The 21,177-nt window shown below is 35.8% G+C and carries 18 protein-coding genes; 11 read left to right on the top strand and 7 right to left on the bottom strand.

Going from position 1 to position 21,177, the window contains the following annotated elements; all coding sequences use genetic code 11:
* Nucleotides 1–2 precede the first annotated feature (2 nt).
* From FN817_RS08000 to FN817_RS07990, 3 genes are all read right to left on the bottom strand, one after another.
* On the bottom strand, nucleotides 3–2,162 hold the full coding sequence (locus tag FN817_RS08000) for a patatin-like phospholipase family protein (protein WP_142717470.1): 2,160 nt from the start codon (nucleotides 2,160–2,162) through the stop codon (nucleotides 3–5).
* A gap of 2 nt (nucleotides 2,163–2,164) precedes the next feature.
* Entirely contained in the window at nucleotides 2,165–4,612 is a 2,448-nt protein-coding gene (locus FN817_RS07995) for a bifunctional UDP-N-acetylmuramoyl-tripeptide:D-alanyl-D-alanine ligase/alanine racemase (RefSeq protein WP_142717469.1), read from the bottom strand.
* A gap of 150 nt (nucleotides 4,613–4,762) precedes the next feature.
* Nucleotides 4,763–5,350, bottom strand: coding sequence for a thymidine kinase (locus FN817_RS07990; protein ID WP_047380060.1), 588 nt, complete (start codon nucleotides 5,348–5,350; stop codon nucleotides 4,763–4,765).
* A 61-nt stretch (nucleotides 5,351–5,411) separates the two neighbouring features.
* On the opposite strand from FN817_RS07990, the gene FN817_RS07985 reads away from it, so the two are divergent.
* The 5 genes from FN817_RS07985 (at nucleotide 5,412) to FN817_RS07965 (ending at nucleotide 11,322) form a co-directional block, all read left to right on the top strand.
* Entirely contained in the window at nucleotides 5,412–6,899 is a 1,488-nt protein-coding gene (locus FN817_RS07985; protein ID WP_142717468.1) for a ring-infected erythrocyte surface antigen domain-containing protein, read from the top strand.
* Nucleotides 6,900–6,901: 2 nt separating this feature from the next.
* Nucleotides 6,902–7,576, top strand: a complete 675-nt coding sequence (gene rsmI, locus FN817_RS07980) for a 16S rRNA (cytidine(1402)-2'-O)-methyltransferase (RefSeq protein WP_047422043.1) — start codon at nucleotides 6,902–6,904, stop codon at nucleotides 7,574–7,576.
* A 6-nt stretch (nucleotides 7,577–7,582) separates the two neighbouring features.
* Nucleotides 7,583–9,094: a WG repeat-containing protein gene (locus tag FN817_RS07975; protein ID WP_142717467.1), complete on the top strand. Its 1,512-nt coding sequence runs from the start codon at nucleotides 7,583–7,585 to the stop codon at nucleotides 9,092–9,094.
* A 161-nt stretch (nucleotides 9,095–9,255) separates the two neighbouring features.
* A complete protein-coding gene (gene fabG, locus FN817_RS07970) occupies nucleotides 9,256–9,999 on the top strand; it encodes a 3-oxoacyl-[acyl-carrier-protein] reductase (protein WP_047377912.1) in 744 nt (247 codons plus the stop codon).
* A 3-nt stretch (nucleotides 10,000–10,002) separates the two neighbouring features.
* Entirely contained in the window at nucleotides 10,003–11,322 is a 1,320-nt protein-coding gene (locus tag FN817_RS07965; RefSeq protein WP_142717466.1) for a DUF6056 family protein, read from the top strand.
* Nucleotides 11,323–11,364: 42 nt separating this feature from the next.
* Here the strand turns inward: FN817_RS07965 and FN817_RS07960 are convergent, their stop codons facing one another.
* Nucleotides 11,365–12,405, bottom strand: coding sequence for a GMP reductase (locus FN817_RS07960; RefSeq protein ID WP_142717465.1), 1,041 nt, complete (start codon nucleotides 12,403–12,405; stop codon nucleotides 11,365–11,367).
* A gap of 61 nt (nucleotides 12,406–12,466) precedes the next feature.
* On the opposite strand from FN817_RS07960, the gene FN817_RS07955 reads away from it, so the two are divergent.
* The 3 genes from FN817_RS07955 to FN817_RS07945 are packed head-to-tail and all read left to right on the top strand — an operon-like array spanning nucleotide 12,467 to nucleotide 14,866.
* A complete protein-coding gene (locus FN817_RS07955) occupies nucleotides 12,467–13,222 on the top strand; it encodes a prolipoprotein diacylglyceryl transferase (RefSeq protein WP_142717464.1) in 756 nt (251 codons plus the stop codon).
* Nucleotides 13,219–13,452, top strand: coding sequence for a hypothetical protein (locus FN817_RS07950; protein ID WP_077413236.1), 234 nt, complete (start codon nucleotides 13,219–13,221; stop codon nucleotides 13,450–13,452). Before FN817_RS07955 ends, FN817_RS07950 begins: the two co-directional genes overlap by 4 nt.
* A 10-nt stretch (nucleotides 13,453–13,462) precedes the next feature.
* Nucleotides 13,463–14,866, top strand: a complete 1,404-nt coding sequence (locus FN817_RS07945; protein ID WP_142717463.1) for a radical SAM protein — start codon at nucleotides 13,463–13,465, stop codon at nucleotides 14,864–14,866.
* Between the two features lie 53 nt (nucleotides 14,867–14,919).
* On the opposite strand, the gene surE is transcribed toward FN817_RS07945, so the two are convergent.
* Together surE and FN817_RS07935 are read right to left on the bottom strand one after the other, a co-directional pair.
* Nucleotides 14,920–15,708 (bottom strand): 5'/3'-nucleotidase SurE, encoded by a 789-nt coding sequence (surE, locus tag FN817_RS07940; protein WP_142717462.1) that lies wholly within the window; start codon nucleotides 15,706–15,708, stop codon nucleotides 14,920–14,922.
* 391 nt (nucleotides 15,709–16,099) lie between these two features.
* Entirely contained in the window at nucleotides 16,100–16,270 is a 171-nt protein-coding gene (locus FN817_RS07935; protein ID WP_047426491.1) for a lmo0937 family membrane protein, read from the bottom strand.
* Between the two features lie 344 nt (nucleotides 16,271–16,614).
* Between FN817_RS07935 and FN817_RS07930 the strand changes: the two genes are divergently transcribed.
* Entirely contained in the window at nucleotides 16,615–18,744 is a 2,130-nt protein-coding gene (locus tag FN817_RS07930) for a carboxy terminal-processing peptidase (protein ID WP_142717461.1), read from the top strand.
* A gap of 56 nt (nucleotides 18,745–18,800) precedes the next feature.
* Here FN817_RS07930 and FN817_RS07925 read toward each other — a convergent pair whose 3' ends face one another.
* Nucleotides 18,801–19,304, bottom strand: coding sequence for a superoxide dismutase family protein (locus tag FN817_RS07925; protein WP_142717460.1), 504 nt, complete (start codon nucleotides 19,302–19,304; stop codon nucleotides 18,801–18,803).
* Nucleotides 19,305–19,497: 193 nt separating this feature from the next.
* Between FN817_RS07925 and FN817_RS07920 the strand changes: the two genes are divergently transcribed.
* Nucleotides 19,498–20,184: a 4'-phosphopantetheinyl transferase family protein gene (locus FN817_RS07920; RefSeq protein WP_142717459.1), complete on the top strand. Its 687-nt coding sequence runs from the start codon at nucleotides 19,498–19,500 to the stop codon at nucleotides 20,182–20,184.
* Between the two features lie 86 nt (nucleotides 20,185–20,270).
* Nucleotides 20,271–21,173, top strand: a complete 903-nt coding sequence (locus FN817_RS07915) for an AraC family transcriptional regulator (protein ID WP_142717458.1) — start codon at nucleotides 20,271–20,273, stop codon at nucleotides 21,171–21,173.
* Nucleotides 21,174–21,177: the final 4 nt, after the last annotated feature.

The raw sequence follows: 21,177 nt of genomic DNA, 5'->3' as shown, positions 1-21,177 counted from the left end.
TTTTAAAACCAGTGTCCTAAAATAACACTGAATATACCTTTTTGGTTATTTTTAAGTGAGTGGCTGAAGTTGACTTTTATCTGCCCGAAGGGAGATTTGTAACCTGCCGTAATTCCCAGGGAACTATAATTTACTTTAACTGCATCTTCAAACTTGATATCGTTTGATAAGTTAGCAAAGCTGAAGTTTCCACTGATAAAATAGTTTTTGTTAAATTTAAACTGGATATCGTTAGATGCCAATATCACATTATTAGTATAAAGCTGGGCAAAATAAAACCCTCCAAAGCTTTTAAAATTTATTAGATTCTGCTCAAAAATTCCGCCTAATCTATACTGATAGTAGGCAGGAAGATTTTCTCCAATAGTAACACCTCCAAAAACATTCAGACGGTAAGTGAATTGTTTACCCAAGGGAATGTTAATTTTAAGATCTGCTTTGATCTGAATGATTCTTTTATCAACTTCAGATTTTAATAGATCTATTACCTTTCCTTCTGCTGCAAAATAAATTCCTTTCGTAGGAAACTCCTTATCATCCTGTGTATCGGTTTTTATGAAGATGTAGGGGTTCAGGAAACGGCTGTAGCGTCTGTTGTCTCCATTGCTGTTTTCCGCTTTAAAGTAATCATGGCTGATACCACCTCCAATAGCGAATTTATCCTTCCATATAGACTGTATGTAGGCCTCATTTCTCAGCCATTCCCATCGGTCTACAACATAATTGTCTACATTTTTTATATCAAAGCTCATTCCTGATGAATAGAGACCAAAACCAGGAATATATCCGTTATCTATAAAATAGTTCAGATAATATCTCACACGGTCACCCACAACAACATCCAGGGAAAGGTTTGAATTTTTAAATAAAAGCCTCTTTGCAGAATAATTCAAAAGAAGCCCAGTTTTGAAAACTTCGTCATAATGCAATCCGAATTTCAGAAAATGACGGGTATCATCTTCAGTGACATAAAGCTTCAAATAATTGGCATCATTTTCCTGAACGATATCATAATTGATAAAACGATAGTTATTTGTCGCTACCAACTTATCCACCATTTTATTGATGCTTCCATAAGTCTGTAAAGAGGGGAGGCGGAGCCCCATTTTCCCAAGCGTATAGTTTTTACCGTATATTTTACTTCCTTCGATAGAAATGCTGTCTATCTTATAAACATTAGAATATATAGGATTTACACGCTGTCTGAGGCGGTCAAAAGGACGTTTGGGTAATTGATCCAGTATCTGAGAATATTTGAGTCCTTCTACATAGCCGCTGTCAAGAATTTTCTTCTTATCATCGTAGCTTGTTGCAGACATTCCTTTCAGATTGGGTTTGATATTGATGTCTGTATATTTATATTGTCTTCGGGTATCTTTTTTGATTCCAAAATCAATCACCTGATTCAGGATGGATATAATGTTGTTTAAATCCTCTCTTTTTGAAAGATCCTGATTAAGGTCCACACCTATAACGATATCAATTCCTTTGTCTTTTAAAGGCTTTGAAGGATAGTTTACCGTCATGGCCCCATCTATATAAATACTGTCGCCAATTTTAACAGGATCCATTAAAGAAGGAAATGCGGAACTTGCCATAATGGATTGTACGAGATCTCCTTTTTCAAATATCTGCATATTGCCGCTTTCAAGATTGGTAGCCACACACATGAATGGAATAGGCATTTTGGAAAAGTCTTCAATATTGGAAACGTTTTTAAAAAGTTCTTTCAGAAGATAAACATTTCTCTGACCGGTACTGATAGAAGAGGGAAGTGTGATTTTTCCGTTTTTCAGGGGAATGGATAAAAGATATTTGTCTACAGATTTGTTGAAAAAAGTGGTTTCCTGCCTCGACTTCGGATCCATAATTAAAGAATAGAAATCCGTATCCATCACTATTTTTTCTATTTCTTTTCCGGAGTAGCCTGCGGCATATAAACCACCTACAATGGCTCCCATACTTGTTCCGGAAACATAATCCACTTTCACTCCCAATGAATCCAGTACTTTAAGAACTCCTACATGTGAAAACCCCTTGGCTCCGCCACCAGCCAGCGACAGTCCAATCTTTGGGTTTTTAGGAATTTTCAAATCTTTTTTTACCTGAGAATGGATCAATAACAGTTGGAATATGGAAAGCAGAATCAGGAGTTTTCTCATAGTTAATCTTTTATATAAATCCGTTTCACCCGAGGCGAAATGGAGGTTAATACTTCATAGGTTATCGTTTTGCAGTAGCCTGCGAATTCTTTTAAACTTGGTTTGGCGTTGAAAACAGTTACCGTATCGCCTTCTTTTACATTCGGGATATTATCTACATTAATCATCATCATATCCATACAGATATTCCCAACAATGGGAGCAAGTGTTTTGTTGACGCCTACATTTCCTACCTGATTTCCTATCAATCTTGGAATACCGTCAGCATATCCAACAGGGATCGTCGCAATTCTGGTAAGATGGTCAGCTTTATACTTCCTGCTGTAGCCTACAGATTCACCGTTTTCAACCATTGATATCTGTGAAATTACGGTTTTAAAACTTACCACAGACTGCAACTGCTTCTGAATTTCATGATCAGGCGATTCTCCAAGCATCCCGATCCCGATTCTTACCATATCAAACTGATGGTTGGTATAGCTTGTTATTCCGGATGAATTCAGGATGTGACGGAGAGGAGTGTATTCTAATTTTTCTATCAGGTAGCTGGAATTCTTATCGAAAACTTCCAGCTGCTTCAAAGTAAATTCTTTTTCTTCAGGCATATCAGAAGATGATAAATGACTGAACATGCTCTGAACTTTCAGATTTTTCTGACTTAAAGTTTCGCTTAACTGATCCAGTTCAAAATCTTTAAAACCAAGACGGTGCATTCCGGTCTCCAGCTTGATATGAATCGGATATTTTTTATCATAACCTGACTTCTGAACCGCTTCATAGAATAAATCCAATACTCTGAAACTGTAAATTTCCGGCTCCAGGTTGTATTCTATAATAGTCTGATAACTGTGCTGCTCAGGATTCATTACGATAATAGGAGTGGTGATCCCTTTCTTACGGAGTTCAACCCCTTCATCAACATAGGCCACACCCAGATAATCTATATGATGATGCTGAAGAAATTCTGATACTTCATAACTTCCCAATCCGTAAGCATTGGCTTTTACCATTGCCATCATTTTGGTTCCTGGATTCAACAGTGATTTATGATAGTTGATATTATGAAGAATCGCATTAAGATTTACTTCCAGTACCGTATCATGTTTTCTGAGTTCAAGAATATCTTTAAGCCTTTCAATCTCAAATTTTCTGGCTCCCTTCAGCAGGATAATCTGATTTTCTATTTCAGTAAGGTGCTTACTTTCAATCAACTCTTTAGTGTCAATAAAAGTATATGTTTTAGCTTTAAATAATTCACTAAATGTTGATATTTCATCGCCGATTAAGAAAACAGAATCAAAATGCTGTTCATTCACCAGCTCAGAAACTTCTTCATATAATTCTTTTGCATTGGTACTCACCCCAACAATATCAGTTAAGACCAGCGATTTTTTAGATTTATTATATTCATTCAAAAATTGGAGAGCAGTCTTCAAAGAATCGAGGTCAAGATTAAAAGAATCATTGATGATAATATTGCCTTTAATTCCTTCAATCGCTTCAAGCCTCATTTCAACGGCTTTTAAAAGGTTGATTTTTTCAACGATCTTTTTATTTTCGATATTTAGTTCCTTGAGAACTGTGATAAGCGCCATAGCATTGGTTAATGTCGCTTCGTCTCTCTGATGGGCCGGAAAACTGATTTCTTCACCAAAATAATCAACAATAATGTTGTCATCTTTGGAAATATTGCTTTTGATGAAAACCTGGTTCTCTTTTTTAAATCCGTATGAAATTAATTTTTTATCAGAATATAAATTTTTAATTTTTTGTTCAACCAAAGAATTGTCACCATTATAAATGATCACTTCAGAATTTTTGAAAAGACTGATCTTTTCATCAATCAGTTGTTCTTCGGAAGAAAAGTTGGCAGCATGAGCGGTCCCGATGTGAGTAAGTAATCCGATCTGAGGATGAAACATATCTTCAAGTTTTTCCATCTCATGTGGTTTTGAAATTCCCACTTCAAAAATTCCCAGCTTATAAGAACTGTTGATCTGAAGAAGAGAGAGCGGAAGACCGATCTGAGAATTAAAACTTTTAGGACTTTTTACAGTAGGAAATTCATTCCACAGACATTGATATAACCATTCTTTTAAGATAGTCTTACCATTACTTCCCGTAATCCCGATAGATTGCAAGTGAGAATTTTCAAAGTGATACTTTGCTAATTTTTGAAGAAATTCAACAGAATTTTCAACAATAATCCAGGTTATATTTTCAAACTCCGGATAATGATGTTCAGAAATAATAACATTAATTCCCCTGTCTATTGCAGAATCAATAAATTTTTCACCGGAATTTTTATGGGTATTGATCGCGATAAAGGCTGTATTTTTAGTAGAATAAATAATCCTGCTGTCATAGGCTATATTTTTGATCAATAAATTTCCGTCTCCAATGATCTGTGCATTGGTGATCTCTGCAATGTGTTGTACTGTATAATTCATTGGTGCCCTTTCTGCTTTATTTTTTTAGCGAAACTGCAAAGTATGAACCGGTTATTGGAACTGCTCCTTTTTTCCGGATTTACTCTATTCGTTTTCGCTGTTTTATTTTTCTGAGTGAATTTAATTTTATGGCTGGGTATATTTTAACCCTTATTTTCTTTTTAAAAGTACTTCGTCAATAAACACACGGCGGCTTACTGCTTCATAGCTTTCAGTTTCTCCCAATTCTACCAGATTATCTCCCTGGGAAGTTCTCATAGAATAGTTGGCGAGATTACCTGTTCTCTTACAAATAGCATGCACCTTTGTGACATACTCGGCAGTGGCCATCAAATTGGGCATTGGCCCGAACGGACGGCCCAAAAAGTCCATATCCAATCCTGCAATGACCACTCTGATCCCGCTATTGGCAAGCTGGTTGGCAACATCAACAATACTTTCATCAAAAAACTGAGCTTCATCAATGGCTACTACATCACAATTAGAAGCCAACAGAAGAATCTCATTAGGATTTTCTACTGCTGTACTGCGGATTTTATTCTGATTATGAGATACTACATCCTCTTCAGAATATCGTATATCCATTTTTGGTTTAAAAATTTCCACATTCTGTCCTGCCATTTCCGCTCTTCGTAGTCTGCGGATCAGTTCCTCGGTTTTACCCGAAAACATAGAGCCACAAATCACTTCCATCCAACCACTTTGTTTGGAATGATTAATTGTATTTTCTAAAAACATTTGTTAAATTAGCCGTATATTTTTAACATCAAAAGTAAGCAATTTTAATAAGAATCTTATTATGCAGAATATCCAAGATCTAAAGGAAAAGATTTTTTTTGAATCCATGAATATCATTGATAATCTGGACAAAATAAACAACGTAGACGAATTACTTTCCAAGCAAGATCTTGTAGATGAGCTTGCTAACAGGATTTCTTTTTTGAAACTGCTGGAAAAGAATATTGAATATTTCGTGACAGATCAACCGGGGCAGAATCCGGACCATCAGCACCTCTCTTTTGTATCCGGAGAAACGGAACATTATGATAAGGGAAATGAGGTAACAGAAGAGGAAGCCATCTTTAATAATGAGCTGAACGAAATTGATGAGAATGAAGTTTTCTCAACCAGTTCTGGAGAGGAAGAAGCCGTTTTCAATAACCAGCTGAATGAAATTGTTGAAAATGAATTCCATGAAAATATGGTAAGCTTTGTAGAAGAAGGTTATGAAGAAAAAATACCGGAAAATACTCAGGAACAGGCTTCTGACCATGAAACTTTGGAAGAAGAAGCGGTTTTCAATAATCAGTTAAACGAAATTGATGAAAATGAAATTTCAGAAGAGCAGAGAGCTGTTCTGAGCTTTGTAGATGAAGAAAAAATTCTTGCAGATTCTACCCCGGATTCTGATGAAGATCTCAATGAAGATCTGTTTCATCATGAAGTGACAGAGGAAGAAGCCGTTTTCAATAACCAGCTGAATGAAATGGATGACCAGGAAGAAGAAAACGCTGAGCAGGAATCAAGAAAAGAAACTGATTTTGTCGAGGTAAATAATGCTAAAATTCCCGTGACGGAAATTATTCCAAGTATTTTTGATACAGAAACTCTGGAAGATGAAATACTGATCGAAGAAAACGAGGAGCAGTTTGTGGCTTCCAATGTTTCGATTGAGCAGGGAGAAATGGCCACTGAAACTTCTAACGTGGAAAATATTCTGAGTGAGATTAAAAATGATCATTCAGTAGAAGAGACAAAGGAGGAAAGCATCCTGGCTGAAGTCTATGACAGAAGAAAAATCGTTGAGATCGATAAACCTGCTGCCGAAGAAACAGAAAAACATCCTTCTGATGAAAGCTTTGAAAATTTAGAAGCCTATCATCAGGAGAAAAAAATAAAATTATCCAATATCAAAGGATTGAAGGCCGTTCAGTCACTTTTTGATGACGATCCTTTAGAAAGAGAATTTCCTAACGAAAAAGAGCCTGTAGCGGAAAAAGAAGATAGCGGAAGTATTCTGAAGTCTAATATTCCTACCAACTTTATGGAAGCAGACAAACAGAAACCGGAATTTAAGCTGGATCTGAATGACAGAATTGCTTTCTCAAAAATGCTCTTTGAAGGAAGTCAGACCGATCTGAATGATACGGTATTTCAGCTGAACCAGTTCAAAACACTGGAAGAAGCCAAAGAATATCTGAGTGATCTGTATTACGAAAGAAAATGGAATAAAGTGGATGAATATGCTCAGAGACTTTGGATATTGGTAGAAAATAAATTCTTATAATTTTGAGCGGAATCTTATATTTTGTTCCCACACCCGTTGGGAATCTGGAAGATATGACTTTCAGGGCGGTAAATGTCCTTAAAGAAGTTGATTATATTTTATGTGAAGACACAAGAACTTCCGGAATACTTTTAAAACATTTTGAAATCTCAAAGCCTTTAAAATCTTATCATTTACATAATGAACACCAGGCAACAGAGAAAGTGATCACAGATCTTAAAAACGGTCAGAATATCGCTATTATTACCGATGCAGGAACACCCGGTATTTCGGATCCGGGATATTTGCTGGCAAAAGCAGGAGCAGACAATAATATTGATATGATCTGCCTTCCCGGAGCAACGGCTCTCATTCCTGCACTTGTGGTTTCCGGTCTTCCCAACAATGAATTTTTATTCGCTGGTTTTTTACCGCAGAAAAAAGGAAGACAAACGAAACTAAAGCAGCTTGCGGAAGAAAAAAAGACCATAGTTCTTTACGAAAGTCCCCATAAAATCAATACGACTCTGGAGCAGGTAAAAGAATTCTTCGGAGAAGAAACCAAAGTAAGCTTAAGCCGGGAGATCTCTAAAAAATTTGAGGAAACCAAACGGGGAACAATCAATGAATTAATTGAATTTTCCAAAAGTAAAACTTTAAAAGGGGAGATCGTTCTTATTGTCAACAATTCCATTTAATTTTTCTTGAAAAAATTAGTCTTTGTATTGTGTTCTGTAGTCTGTACAGCACAGACTAACCAATATATGAAAGTGATCCTGTCGAAAAAGACAGGGAGGGAGGTGAATTCCTATTCGGACGGATATGGAACGGCTTACGATTCCGGATCTAAAAAGCAGGCAATAGTAGATTCTTTAGGGACCATTACCTTTGAATCTCCCTACAGAGGCGGAATTTTACACATTTTTAAAAACAGATTTATTCTTTATTCTGAAGACGGAAACAATAGAAAATCAGCTATTATTGACGAAAAAGGAAAGGAATTCATTGCTTTGGATGATCAGGAATTCAATACACCCTGGTGGAGCAAAGACCGCATTATTTCTTCAAAACAAGACAAAGAAGCCGTCTACGATTATAACGGCAAGGAAATTATTCCTTATGCTGAAAAGATCCGATTTTCAGGAAAGGATAGATTCTTTGTTTTAAAAGATAAAAAATGGTTTCTGTATGACCTTAACGGAAAGCAGCTCAGCAGCCGGGAATTTAAAGAAGATAACAACTTTGAAGAGGGTAAAGCACTGATCATTAATGAAGAATATGAGAGTGAAATCATAGGAAATAATGGTCAGACCCTGCATAAATTTTCAAAACAGGTGGTAGATATCAATGCATATCCTTATCTGATTACTAAAAATAGAAGTACAGGAAAATATGGTTTGATTGACACCGGAGAAAATATACTTGCTGAGGAAATCTTTAATGATATTACACCGGAATACTTTGGCAGAAAGGCATATATCTATCTTATAAAAAATGGAAAAACAACGGTTTTCAATAAAAAAGATAAGAAGCTGTATTCTCAGAACTTTAAATATCTAAATCCTTTATTGAATAATTTTTTCAGTGTTTATAATGATAAAGTAAAAAAATCCGGAATTATTGATCTGGAGGGGAACATCATTCTTCCTCAGGAATATGATTTTATTAAAGCTTTTACCATTTCCGGGAAAGATTTTATCTACCTTAAAAAAGGAAATGAAGAACAATTTCTGGATGAGGATCTTAAAAATATTGTTGGAGAAGGCGTACATATTTTAGGTTTTTACCCGGACAATCTTATTATTGAAAAACAGGATCGTTACTATAGGTTTTCTGTAAAAGATGGCTCAACGGCAGAGTTGAAGAATATCATCGAAATCAGAAACGAAGATGTTGAATATTTTAATCCGCTTAATCAGTATTCAAAACCTTTGGTGTGTAAAAATACAGGCAATCTCTATGGCATTCTGGATGGAAAAGGAACAGAAATTGTTCCCTTTATTTACGAAGATATCATCACATTCGGGAATGCTGAGAACGAAATTGTAGTAAAAAAGGAAGGGAAATTTGGAGTTTCAAACTTTCAGAACGAACCTTTGAAGGAGATTATTTATGACAAATATTTCTGGCAGAAAGAGGTACTGAAGCTGGATAGAAGCAAAAAAACAGACTTTATTTATTTCACGAGATTTAAAAATAATTCTGTTCAGCTGTAATAAAAATCCAAAATAATCCAGTATTTTAACAAATTCAATGGCTTGAATAACAATTTATAATATCTTTGCAAACCGTTTAATTCCGGATAGGAATTGTAGAAATTATAAGAGTCAGCCGTCACAAGCTGAATGAGTTAAAAGAAAAATAATTGTCAATAGATATGAAAATATTAGAAGGAAAAGTAGCACTAATTACCGGAGCTACAAGAGGAATCGGTAAGGGTATCGCTGAAATGTTTGCTCAGCAGGGAGCAAAAGTAGCATTTACCTACGCTGGCTCTGTAGACAAAGCAAAAGAATTAGAAGCAGCTTTAAGTTCTGTAACCCAAATTAAAGGATATCAGTCTGACGCATCAGATTATGATGCAGCTCAGAAATTGGTGGAAGATGTGATGGCAGAGTTCGGGCAGATTGATATTTTAATAAACAATGCAGGAATTACAAAAGATAACCTGTTATTGAGAATGTCCAAAGAAGATTGGGATAAAGTAATCAAAGTAAACTTAGATTCAGTTTTTAACCTTACCAAAGCGGTAATCAAGCCAATGATGAAGGCAAGATCAGGATCTATCATTAATATGACTTCTGTAGTAGGAGTGAAAGGAAATGCCGGACAGGCCAACTATGCAGCTTCTAAAGCAGGGGTAATAGGGTTTACAAAATCTGTGGCACTGGAATTAGGATCAAGAAATATCAGATGTAATGCTATTGCTCCGGGATTTATTGAAACGGAAATGACTGCTGTTCTGGACGAAAAAACTGTTCAGGGATGGAGAGAAGAAATTCCGATGAAAAGAGGAGGACAGCCTGCAGATATCGCGAACGCATGTGTATTCTTAGGCAGCGAAATGTCAGCTTACATTACCGGACAAACGTTAAACGTTGACGGTGGAATGTTAACTTAGAAAATGAAAAAGGTACAGAATATAATATTATTCTTGTCGATATTACTACTCATCGGTCTGGCATACATCAGTTTTTTTAATGTATACCAGACCGATGATTATTTCTGGTCCTATACGACCAGAAAAGTAGGATTACTGCAGAGTTTTATAGATACCTATACAAATTGGGGCGGAAGATATTTCGGATACTCAATTAATATGTTTAATCCTGTCTTTTACGACAGTAACCATATTCTCCCGAAAATATATCCCGTCTTCTTAATGTTCTCTTTTATCGGAGTTTCTGCATTAAACTTTAAAGAATATTTCAGCTATTCTCCGAAAGAATCCCTCAAAAAAGGATTTCTTCTGTTTTTCTTTTATACAGTACTTCTTGTAAGCTTACCAGAGCATTACTTCTGGATTACAGGGTCCAATATTTATTTCGTTCCTGTTATTTTATCCGGTATTTTACTCTATTTTTTCAAAAAATATCAGGATAGAAAACAGAAAATATGGTTTTATCTTTCAGCTTTATTGATCATCATTCTGATGGGATCTAATGAAATTCTGGCATTGATTCTTGAAGGTCTTCTGTTAGTCAATTATTATCAGAAGCGTGATAAAGAAAACTTGTTGCTGGTACTGTTAGGAACAATATTTTTACTTGTATGTTTTCTTGCACCGGGAAACTTCAACAGAATGGGTGAGGTGGAAAGAGGAATGGTAAAATGGCTGAAAAGAATTGCTCTTTTTGGTGCTGATACAATCTATGTAGGACTGAAAGTTATTGCAGTACTTCCATTATTTATTAAAGTTTTTGAAGAAGAACTCAAAAGGATCACTGCGCAGATAACATTGAAAAAAGCGGTTTTATTTTGGTCTGTCTCACTGATTCCTTTGTTATTTACGAGCTATATTCTCACCTCTATTGCAAGACAGTTTGAAAGTACACTCTTTTATTTTCTGCTTACTTTTTCACTGTTGTTATACTTTAAATTTGAAAAAATTAAAAAGTTCTGGTGGGTTTCTCTTCTGATTGTGTTTCTTCCTGAACTTAAAATTTTCCCGGAAAAGTATTCTTATTTTAATATTGATTTTAATGGCGAAAATATAGTCATGGAACTTCTGAGCACAGATCTTAAGGAATACGAAAGAGAGATGGATGAAAGAATCGATATCATCAAAAATTCTTCTCAGGACTCTGTTACAGTACACAAAATAAAAGAGGTTCCGAGAATTTTATATATAGATGAAATGGCTTCAGTAAAAGAACAGGAAACCTATGTAAATGACCAGCTACAAAAATATTTTAATAAAAAATATATCAGAACAAAAGAATAAAAAAGGCTTTAGATAATAATTCTAAAGCCTTTTGTTTTATTTCTAGTCTTTAAAAACCTGATTTTCCTGTTCCTGAACCCGGATAAAAGTGGTTCTTTTGGAAAGTTCTTTAAGTTTTGAAGCGCCTACGTAAGTACAGGTAGACCTTACGCCTCCCAGAATATCTTTTACAGTGTCTGCCACAGGACCTTTATACACTGCTTTCACTGTTTTTCCTTCAGAAGCACGGTATTCTGCTACACCTCCGGAATGCTTATCCATTGCAGTTTTGGAACTCATTCCATAGAAAAGGCGGTATTTTTTACCATTTTCTTCAATTATTTCTCCGCCACTTTCATCATGACCGGCAAACATTCCGCCCAGCATTACGAAATCTGCACCGCCTCCAAAGGCCTTTGCAACATCGCCGGGAACCTTACAGCCACCATCAGCGATAATATGCCCACCTAGCCCGTGGGCAGCATCAGCGCATTCAATAATAGCAGAAAGCTGAGGATATCCTACACCTGTTTTTACTCTGGTCGTACAAACAGATCCGGGACCAATACCTACTTTTATGATGTCAGCACCTACAAGAAGAAGCTCTTCAACCATTTCTCCGGTAACGACATTTCCGGCGATAATGATTTTATCCGGGAAATTAGCCCTTGCTTTCTTCACAAATCCAACGAAATGCTCAGAATAGCCATTGGCTACATCAATGCAGAGAAACTCAATTTTTGGGTGCTTTTCAAGGATCAGTCTTATTTTTTCTTCATCAGCTTTTCCCGTTCCAGTGCTTAAAGCAATATATTGATGAATGCTTTCCGGCTGGCTCTGAAGAAACTGATCCCATTGTTCAGGGGTATAATGTTTATGAATCGCTGTAATAATCTTTTCTTTTGCCAGCTCTACAGCCATTTCAAAAGTTCCTACAGTATCCATATTGGCGGCAATTACGGGAACACCTGTCCATTTTTTCTTAGTATGTTTAAAAGTAAATTCTCTTTGTAAATCAACCTCTGAACGAGATTTTAAAGTAGAACGCTTAGGGCGGAACATTACATCCTTGAACCCCAGTTTTATGTCATATTCTATACGCATTTTGTAATTATTTGTCAGAATAAAGGTAGTGAATAATATGAAATAGTGTATTTTTGAAAGAATGGATTTTCCTGTAACATTTCATATTTTCGGTAAAACAATCCTTGCGCATCCACTTTTTGAGGCTTGCGGAATGTTTTTGGGTATGAGATATTATTTTTATCTGAAACGTAAGTCTAAGGAAAAACTTTCTTTCAATACTTCTGCGGCGGTTTTAATAGGGGCTACTGCCGGAGCTTTGATAGGTTCCAAGTTGATTGGCAACCTTGAAAATCCTTATACATTATTTGACAATTTTTCTATCAGAAAGTTCTGGTCAAACAATACCATTATAGGAGGGCTGGCTTTTGGCTTATTGGGAGTAGAGCTGGCAAAAAAGATAGTACGCCATAAAGAAAGTACAGGAGATCTTATTGTTTTTCCTCTGATACTGGCTATGATTATAGGCAGAATAGGGTGTTTTCTTACCGGTATTGGTGAAGAAACATATGGTGTTCCTACTGATTCTGTGTTTGGAATGCATTTGGGAGATCAATATCTCAGGCATCCTGTTGCTTTATATGAAATAGGGTTTTTAATTTTTCTTTGGATAGGATTAAAGTATATTCAAAATCATAAGAAATATCCTTCTGGTTATATTTTTCAGCTGTTTATGCTCAGCTATTTTACATTCAGATTCTTTTTAGATTTTATAAAACCAAGAGCAGAAATCATTGAAAATATGGGGACCATTCAAATGATCTGTATCTGCGTAATTATTTACTACATTTATAAAATCAAAAATACCAGGTCTTTATATTTAAAATATTCAAGATGAAAACGTTAACTATTTTAGAAGTCGGCAATCTGGCAGGTTTAGTCGTAATTATTGTTGGTGCAATTATTTTGGTTGCATTGGTTATTTCCCTTATTGTCACTGTTATAACAAAACTTATTTACGAAAGAAAGGGAGACCGGAAATTCACCAAAAAACAATTTATTCAAACAATGCTTATATCTCTTCTGATCTGTGGATTGATCAGCGGTTATATTTGCGGGGGACTTTAAAAATTTTGCTATGCCAGTAAGAAATTATACCTATTACGATTATACCATCAGTCTTTGCCCGGAATGCCTTAAAAGGGTAGGAGCCAAAATCATTATTGAGGGTGATACTGTTTTTATGACCAAAAGATGCCCGGATCATGGTTTTTTCAAAACAAAAATAGCTTCAGATGTGCGTTATTATAAAAACATCAGAAACTATAATAAAGCCTCTGAAATGCCCCTTCATTTCGGAACTGATGTGGAATATGGCTGTCCCTATGATTGTGGACTATGTGTAGATCATGAACAGCACAGCTGTCTTTCTATCGTAGAAGTTACAGATCGTTGTAACCTGACCTGTCCAACCTGTTATGCGATGTCCTCACCTCATTATGGAAGCCACAGAAGCCTGGAAGAAATTGAGGCTATGTTTGATGTTATCGTAAAAAATGAAGGGGAACCGGACGTGGTGCAGATCAGTGGAGGAGAACCTACAATTCATCCGGAGTTTTTCAAAATTATGGATATTGCCAAATCAAAACCGATCAAACATCTGATGCTGAATACCAACGGAATCAGAATAGCCAATGATCCGGGATTTGCTGAAAAATTGGCGACGTATGCTCCTGAGTTTGAAATTTACCTTCAGTTTGATTCATTTAAACCTGAAGTCCTGGAAGATTTCAGAGGGAAGGATCTTACTGCAGTCAGAATGAAGGCACTGGAAAAACTCAATGAGCTTAATCTTTCAACTACATTGGTTATTGTCCTTCAAAAAGATAAAAATATTGATGAAATAGGAAAAATAATAGAATTTGCCCTGAAACAGAAATGTGTAAGAGGAATTACCTTCCAACCTGTTGAAATTGCCGGAAGAAACAGGGAAGACTCTGCCCATGAAAAAATTACCTTAACTGAGGTAAGACAGGAAATTATCAATCAGTTTCCTTTATTAAATTCTGATGATATTATTCCTGTTCCATGTAATCCGGATGCTTTGGCTATGGGATATATCTTAAAACTTCAGGGCGAAGCAATTCCTTTAACCCGGTATATTAATCCTGCAGATCTTCTGAATAATGAATCAAGGAATACCATTGTTTACGAACAGGATAAGGGATTGCACATGCAACTGTTGGATATTTTCAGCACCGGCATTTCCGTAGATAAAGTTCAGCCTAAGGTCAATCAGCTACTGTGTTGTCTGCCGGAAGTATGTGCTCCGGATCTTGACTATGATAACCTTTTCAGAATAATTATCATGAACTTTATGGATGCTCATGATTTTGATGTAAGGGCAGTGAAGAAATCGTGCGTACATATTGTCAATAAAGACCTGAAGTTAATCCCTTTTGAAACGATGAACCTTTTTTACAGAGATGAGAAAAAGGCTTATCTGGAAGAGCTCAGAAAAGAAGATAAAGTATTATTTTAACACTATAAAATAAAAGCGTGAAATCATATTTCACGCTTTTATTATCTCTTCGGTTATTTTACTTCTTTTACATCTTCAAAAGTCATTACTTCCTCCAGTGTTTTCATGTATTCGTATGCTGTAAGATCAAACTTTACCGGAACAATAGAAATATATCCGTTTGCCAATGCGGTTTCATCAGCATCTTCAGAATCATCCATATTGTTAAAATAACCGGTCAGCCAGTAATATTTTTTACCGTGCGGGTTTATTCTTTCGTCAAAGCTTTCTTCCCATTTTGCGTGAGCCTGTTTACATACTTTTACCCCTTTTATTTCCTCAGCAGGAAGTTTAGGAATATTTACGTTCAATACAATTCCTCTAGGCATTGGGTTTTCCAGAGTTCTTCTTACGATATTCTGAATAAATTCCTTAGCCTGAGTAAAATCAGCTTCCCAGCTGAAATCCAGTAATGAGAACCCAATCGCAGGAATTCCTTCTACACCCGCTTCTACAGCAGCTGACATTGTTCCCGAATAGATCACATTAATAGAAGAATTTGCTCCGTGATTGATCCCTGAAACTACAATATCAGGTCTTCTTTTCAGAATTTTATCAAGAGCCATTTTTACGCAGTCTACTGGAGTTCCGCTGCATGAAAAATCTGTCTGCGGGCCATCCAGGGTAACTTCTTCGTAGCTTAGGGTAGAATTAATGGTAATAGCGTGGCCTTTTCCACTTTGAGGAGAGTTGGGTGCTACAACAACTACTTCTCCGATTTCATTCATAAAACTGATAAGATTTCTGATACCAGGAGCTGTAATGCCATCATCATTAGTAACCAGAATAAGTGGTCTTTCCATAAATTATCTTTAATATTTTTATTCAAATAGAGTGAATTTGTTCATTTCAGAATAGAACAAATAAATTTTCAACCCATCAAATGTAGGTAAAAATAAGACGTAATAAAACAGCAGATTTATTATTGAGTGTTGCGAAATCGAAATTGAGATTTTCTTGTTTTACCTCTGGAATGAGGCAGGATGCAGGGAAAGGAAAGAGGGTAAGGTGCAAAAATTAAACTTAAAATAAAGCAAAATTAATACTTAATATTATTCTGGTTTTTTTGACAATAAAAGTAGCCACAGTACTTACAGATGCTTTTCAAGACAAAATATATTGCAACTTTGCTAAAGAGCATCTGTTAAGCCTGATGGTTGTTTTAATTTTAAGTGGTTTTTACAAAATAATAAACTAGTCGAGAGGTTTTCTGCCGGAAATGATATTATAAAGAATAACTATAATGGCAATGACCAGTAAAACGTGGATTAAATACCCCGTGCTCATTCCAGGAACAATTCCTAACATTCCCAATAGCCAAACAACGATGCAGATGACTGCTACTAACCATAATAAACTTTTCATGACTTAATATTTTGAATTTGTATGTTTAATTCTCTGCATATTTTATGCCTTTATGGCTAAAAATTGTTTTTTGTGGTACCTGTTTTTAGTTTTTAATGAAAAATAAATACTGAGTCTATATCTTGAAAACAGAACGATAATTATTTCATTCCGGAGGTAAACTGCCTGATAATCGGAAATGGCTAACACTGTTATTATTATTTGTAAGTCTATTTAATAAAAATGGTTAAAACTATCTGATAATTGCAAATAAGGTATTAAATTTGATCATTTGTAACAGTACCAAACTTACTGCTACTAATTATTATACTTATTTTAAAAAAATTAATAAATAAAGACAGTTTATGTGGAAAAATTTCAAACTGAATAAATTTTTACTTCTTATTCCATTAACCAGTCTAATGTTTTGTTTCAACTCGCCAAAGAATGACGATGAAAAGATGCAGACGATTATGGTGAGCGTAAAGAACACACTTTCTTATCTGCATTATAGCCCCAAGACTATCAATGATGCCTATTCGAAGGACGTTTATAAGCATTATTTCGAATTGGTAGATCCTGCTAAAAGATATTTCCTGCAATCTGATATGGATGAATTCAGCAAGCATGAGACCAAGCTTGACGATTATATCGGTCAGGGTGATCTTACATTCTATAAGCTTACGATTGACAGACTATACCAGAGAGTGGATGAAATCGATAAGATAACACAGGATATTTTCAGCAAACCGATTAACCTTCAGGAAGATGAAACGCTTACTCTTGAGCCGAAACTGAAAAAGGTACCTGCCAACAAGCAGGAACAGTATAATGAATGGAAAAAATTCATCAAGTACAATATCCTTCAGGAAGTAGAGTCGATGAACAGCAAAGAAGAGGCTCAGAAAGAAAAGAAAGACTCTGTTCAGAAGTATAAGCTGAAAGATACCATCAAGTTTAAGCCTCTTACCCAGGACGAAAAAATCAAAAAAGCGACTGACGAAGTAAAAGACCTTGTAAAAGATACCTTTACGCGATTCAAAAAAAGAAAGAAAATGGATTGGTTTACCGTGTATATGAATGCTTATACAGAAGTATTTGATCCGCATACCAACTATTATTCTCCAAAAGATAAAGAAGATTTTGATACTCAGTTTACAGGAAAAGTAATCGGTATCGGGGCCTTGATCCAGGAGAAAAAAGGGAACCTTTACTTAGGAGCTCTTACCATTGGTGCACCGGCGTGGAAGTCGAAACAGCTTTCTGAGGGTGATAAAATCCTGAAAGTAAGATCTAAACCGAAGGAAGATGCCGTAAATGTAGTAGGAATGCTTTCTGATGAAGCAGTACGTTTGATCAGAGGTGAAAAAGGTACTCCGGTAACACTGACGGTTCAGAAAAAAGACGGGACCATCAAAGATGTAACAATGATCCGTGAGGAAGTAGCTATAGAAGATACTTTCGCAAGAAGTATTGTAGTGAATACTCCAAATGGTAAGAAATATGGTTTTATCAACCTTCCAAGCTTTAATGCTGATTTTGAAAATGCTAAAGGAAGAAATGCTTCTGATGACATCAAAAATGAGATCATTAAACTGAAAGAACAGAATATCCAGGGAATCATTCTTGACCTTAGAAATAACGGGGGTGGTTCTTTAACTGAAGTAGGGGATATTATGGGACTTTTCATGGAAGCCGGACCTTACGTTCAGGTGAAAGACGGAAACGGGAAAATACAGACTCTTAAGAATAAAAATGAAACTCCGATCTGGACTGGTCCATTGGTAATCATGCAAAACGAGCTTTCAGCTTCAGCTTCAGAAATCCTTGCAGGAGTAATGCAGGATAACGGAAGAGCAATGATCATCGGGTCTCCGCAGTCTTTCGGAAAAGGAACCGTTCAGACTTTTGTGGATCTGAACAGATTCCTGAATACAGAAGATGATTTCGGATCTTTAAAACTGACTATCCAGAAGTTCTACAGAATTACCGGAGAATCTACACAGAGAAAAGGGATCGTTTCTGATATCCAGATGAAAGATTTCTTTACCTATGCTGAAGTAGGAGAGCGATACGATGACTATGCATTGGCATGGGATAAGATTCCACCTACTAAATTCCAGAAACTGAACTATTTCAACATTCAGGCACTGGAAAAAGCAAGTGCAGACAGAATGGCTAAAAACAGCAATTATCAGTTGTTATTAGAGTCTGCTCAGTGGAGAGAAAAACTTGATAAAGAAGAAAATATCACTTTGAATATCACTAAGTTTAATGAGCTGATGAAGAACAGAAAATCTCAGATTGAAAAGTTCAAAGCTTTGACAAAATTTGAGAACGGACTTCAGTTCACCATGTATCCAAGTGAAGTTGAAAGAGAGAAAAAAGATGAGGCTTTCAAGAAAAAATCTGAAATGTGGATCAAGAATCTGAAAAAAGATCTTTACCTGCAGGAAGCAATGAATATTGTATCAGAAATGGGAGCTAAATCCTAAACATAAAAAAACCGCTAATCTTTTTGGTTAGCGGTTTTTTTATTGAATAAAGTAAATTATTTAATTTCTACACATCCCACTCTTCCTCCTGCATTTCCGGTAGGTTGAGTATGGAAATCATCTGCGGCTGCATGTACAATAAGACCTTTTCCGATAATGTTTTTAGACTCATCCGTACAACCCAGACACCATTTGTCTGTCTTGAAAGTCAATGTTGCAGTTCCGTTCTGATCAGCAACCAGGTTTCCTATATCTCCCATGTGGAAATGTTCAGCACCCCATTTACCATGATCATTCTTTGAAGGATTCCAGTGGCCTCCGGTAGAAGTTCCGTCTGCTGCAGAGCAGTCTCCTTTTTCATGAATGTGTACTGCATGGATTCCAGGAGTAAGGTTGGTGATATCCAGCTTCATGGTTACCTCACTTCCGTTCTGGGTAAATTTCGCTGTTCCTCCTGTTTGTGTTCCGCTTTTGGCATTTACAGAATACGTTTTTGTTGTTCCGCATGAAGTTGCTAAAAATGCAAATCCTGCCAATAATGCTAATGTTTGTACTTTCATTTTTTAAATGATTTATAGTGATTTTACCCCTAAAATTATAAAAGATTTTCCAAAGCGCTTTATGATTCCAGTCTTTTTTAAAAAGATATTGCGCAGTACAGCCAAAATTCAATAGGTTTCAGCCTCAGGTTCTGCAACTTTGACCAGAAGGTGAATTGCTTTACAAAGGGACGAAAAAAAGCTTATTTTTAACGTGAAAGTAATTATCCACATCAAAGAAAAAATAGAAATGATTATTTTGTATGCATTCATTAGCGAAGAAAGACATCAGTCCCTCCTTAATAGGTATCTGCCTGTTTTTTCTGAGGAAATTAAAAGAGATATTCTAAGGTACAAAAGATGGCAGGATGCACAGCTTTCTTTACTGGGAAAAGTACTTTTACGGCACGGATTAAGAACTTATTATAACATTCCGGATGTGGAGATTGGGGTTCTTCCCAATAAAAAACCTTATTTGAAAGGACATAACCTTCATTTTAATATATCGCATTCCAAGGAGCTTGTCGTCTGTGCCATTGCAGAATATCCTTTGGGAATAGATATAGAATACAATGACCCGAAGATCAGCTACCATGATTTTACATTTCAGATGACTCCCAATGAAATTCAGGAAATTCAGGATGCTGAAGATGAAATGAATGGATTTTTCACCTATTGGACAAGAAAAGAAGCTGTTATAAAAGCGCATGGAGCCGGTATGATACTTCCCTTAGAATCTTTTGAAATAGCCAACGATGAGTGTATTATTGAAGATGAGAAATTCTTCATAAAAAAGATTTTTATTCATGAAGATTATCATAGTTATATGGCTTCTTCAGATCCAGAAATTAAAAAAACAATCCCTCTTTTTAAACATTTTGAAGGGGATATCCTAGCATAAATACGAGTTTGTTATCCTGATAATAGCAATAACAGACAACAGATTTTCACTCTGGAAAAATATCTTTGTAAACTAACAACTTTGAATTGGAAGAGTATAAAAAAAGGATTGTAAAAACAATTCAATACATTGATAATCATATAGATTCTGATTTGTCTCTGGAGAAAGTTTCAGAGGTAAGTGCCTATTCGCCCTTTCATTTCCACAGAATATTTAAGCTCGTTACCGGAGAAACTCTTCAGAGTTACATTATCAGGAAGAAAATAGAAAAAAGTGCTCTTCATCTGGCACTGTATAAAAATATGGAGATCAAAGATATCTACTGGAATCTTGGATTTTCAAACCACTCAGTTTTCTGTAAGACATTCAAAAAACATTATGGCGTACCACCTACAGAATTCCGTAGGTCAGCGCCGGAAAAATTTCACAGGATTTTACAAACACATCGCAAGAACGGACAAATTGATACGGTTTTCAGCCAATACATTTGCAACATAGAAAACCTGTTAAATTGGACCAATATGAATTTAAAAATCGAAGTAAAAGAAATGCCGGAAATGAATCTGGCGTCAGTAATGAGCCTTGGAATTGCAAACGTAGAACCTTCTTTCAATGTATTAGTAGACTGGGCGATTAAGAAGAATCTTTTTCCAAGAGAAAATGTGAAAATGATTGCTGTTTATCATGACAGCTGTAAGATTACCCCTCTTGATAAGGTCAGAATCCATGCCTGCATGCTCCTGGATGAAAAACTGAAGCAGCAGGAGGGCGAAGTATTTGCTGAAACCCTAGATGCAGGAAAATACATTATTGGAAGTGGTGAAGTTACGTTGGATGACTTCGAGCAATGCTGGGTTTCCTTGTTTTTATGGATGAATGAAAACAAATATACCACCAGAAGAACCTTTCCTTACGAAATCTATCACTCCAACTTTAAAGAACATCCGGAAGGAAAAATGATCGTTGATTTTTGTATTCCGATTCATTAATTTC

The sequence above is a fragment of the Chryseobacterium rhizoplanae genome (assembly GCF_900182655.1).
In the GTDB taxonomy this organism is placed as follows: Bacteria; Bacteroidota; Bacteroidia; order Flavobacteriales; family Weeksellaceae; genus Chryseobacterium; species Chryseobacterium rhizoplanae.
The sequence above is the reverse complement of the archived record's forward strand: the minus strand, read 5'-3'. Positions and strand labels throughout refer to the sequence as shown.

Excerpts from the sequence above, each read along its gene's own strand:
- FN817_RS07950 (WP_077413236.1), top strand. The coding sequence starts at position 13,219 with ATGAAAACGTTAACTATTTTAGAAGTCGGCAATCTGGCAGGTTTAGTC.
- FN817_RS07925 (WP_142717460.1), bottom strand. The coding sequence starts at position 19,304 with ATGAAAGTACAAACATTAGCATTATTGGCAGGATTTGCATTTTTAGCA.
- FN817_RS07960 (WP_142717465.1), bottom strand. The coding sequence starts at position 12,405 with ATGCGTATAGAATATGACATAAAACTGGGGTTCAAGGATGTAATGTTC.
- FN817_RS07985 (WP_142717468.1), top strand. The coding sequence starts at position 5,412 with ATGCAGAATATCCAAGATCTAAAGGAAAAGATTTTTTTTGAATCCATG.
- FN817_RS07965 (WP_142717466.1), top strand. The coding sequence starts at position 10,003 with ATGAAAAAGGTACAGAATATAATATTATTCTTGTCGATATTACTACTC.
- surE (WP_142717462.1), bottom strand. The coding sequence starts at position 15,708 with ATGGAAAGACCACTTATTCTGGTTACTAATGATGATGGCATTACAGCT.
- FN817_RS07930 (WP_142717461.1), top strand. The coding sequence starts at position 16,615 with ATGTGGAAAAATTTCAAACTGAATAAATTTTTACTTCTTATTCCATTA.
- FN817_RS08000 (WP_142717470.1), bottom strand. The coding sequence starts at position 2,162 with ATGAGAAAACTCCTGATTCTGCTTTCCATATTCCAACTGTTATTGATC.
- FN817_RS07990 (WP_047380060.1), bottom strand. The coding sequence starts at position 5,350 with ATGTTTTTAGAAAATACAATTAATCATTCCAAACAAAGTGGTTGGATG.
- FN817_RS07955 (WP_142717464.1), top strand. The coding sequence starts at position 12,467 with ATGGATTTTCCTGTAACATTTCATATTTTCGGTAAAACAATCCTTGCG.
- FN817_RS07935 (WP_047426491.1), bottom strand. The coding sequence starts at position 16,270 with ATGAAAAGTTTATTATGGTTAGTAGCAGTCATCTGCATCGTTGTTTGG.
- FN817_RS07945 (WP_142717463.1), top strand. The coding sequence starts at position 13,463 with ATGCCAGTAAGAAATTATACCTATTACGATTATACCATCAGTCTTTGC.
- fabG (WP_047377912.1), top strand. The coding sequence starts at position 9,256 with ATGAAAATATTAGAAGGAAAAGTAGCACTAATTACCGGAGCTACAAGA.
- FN817_RS07995 (WP_142717469.1), bottom strand. The coding sequence starts at position 4,612 with ATGAATTATACAGTACAACACATTGCAGAGATCACCAATGCACAGATC.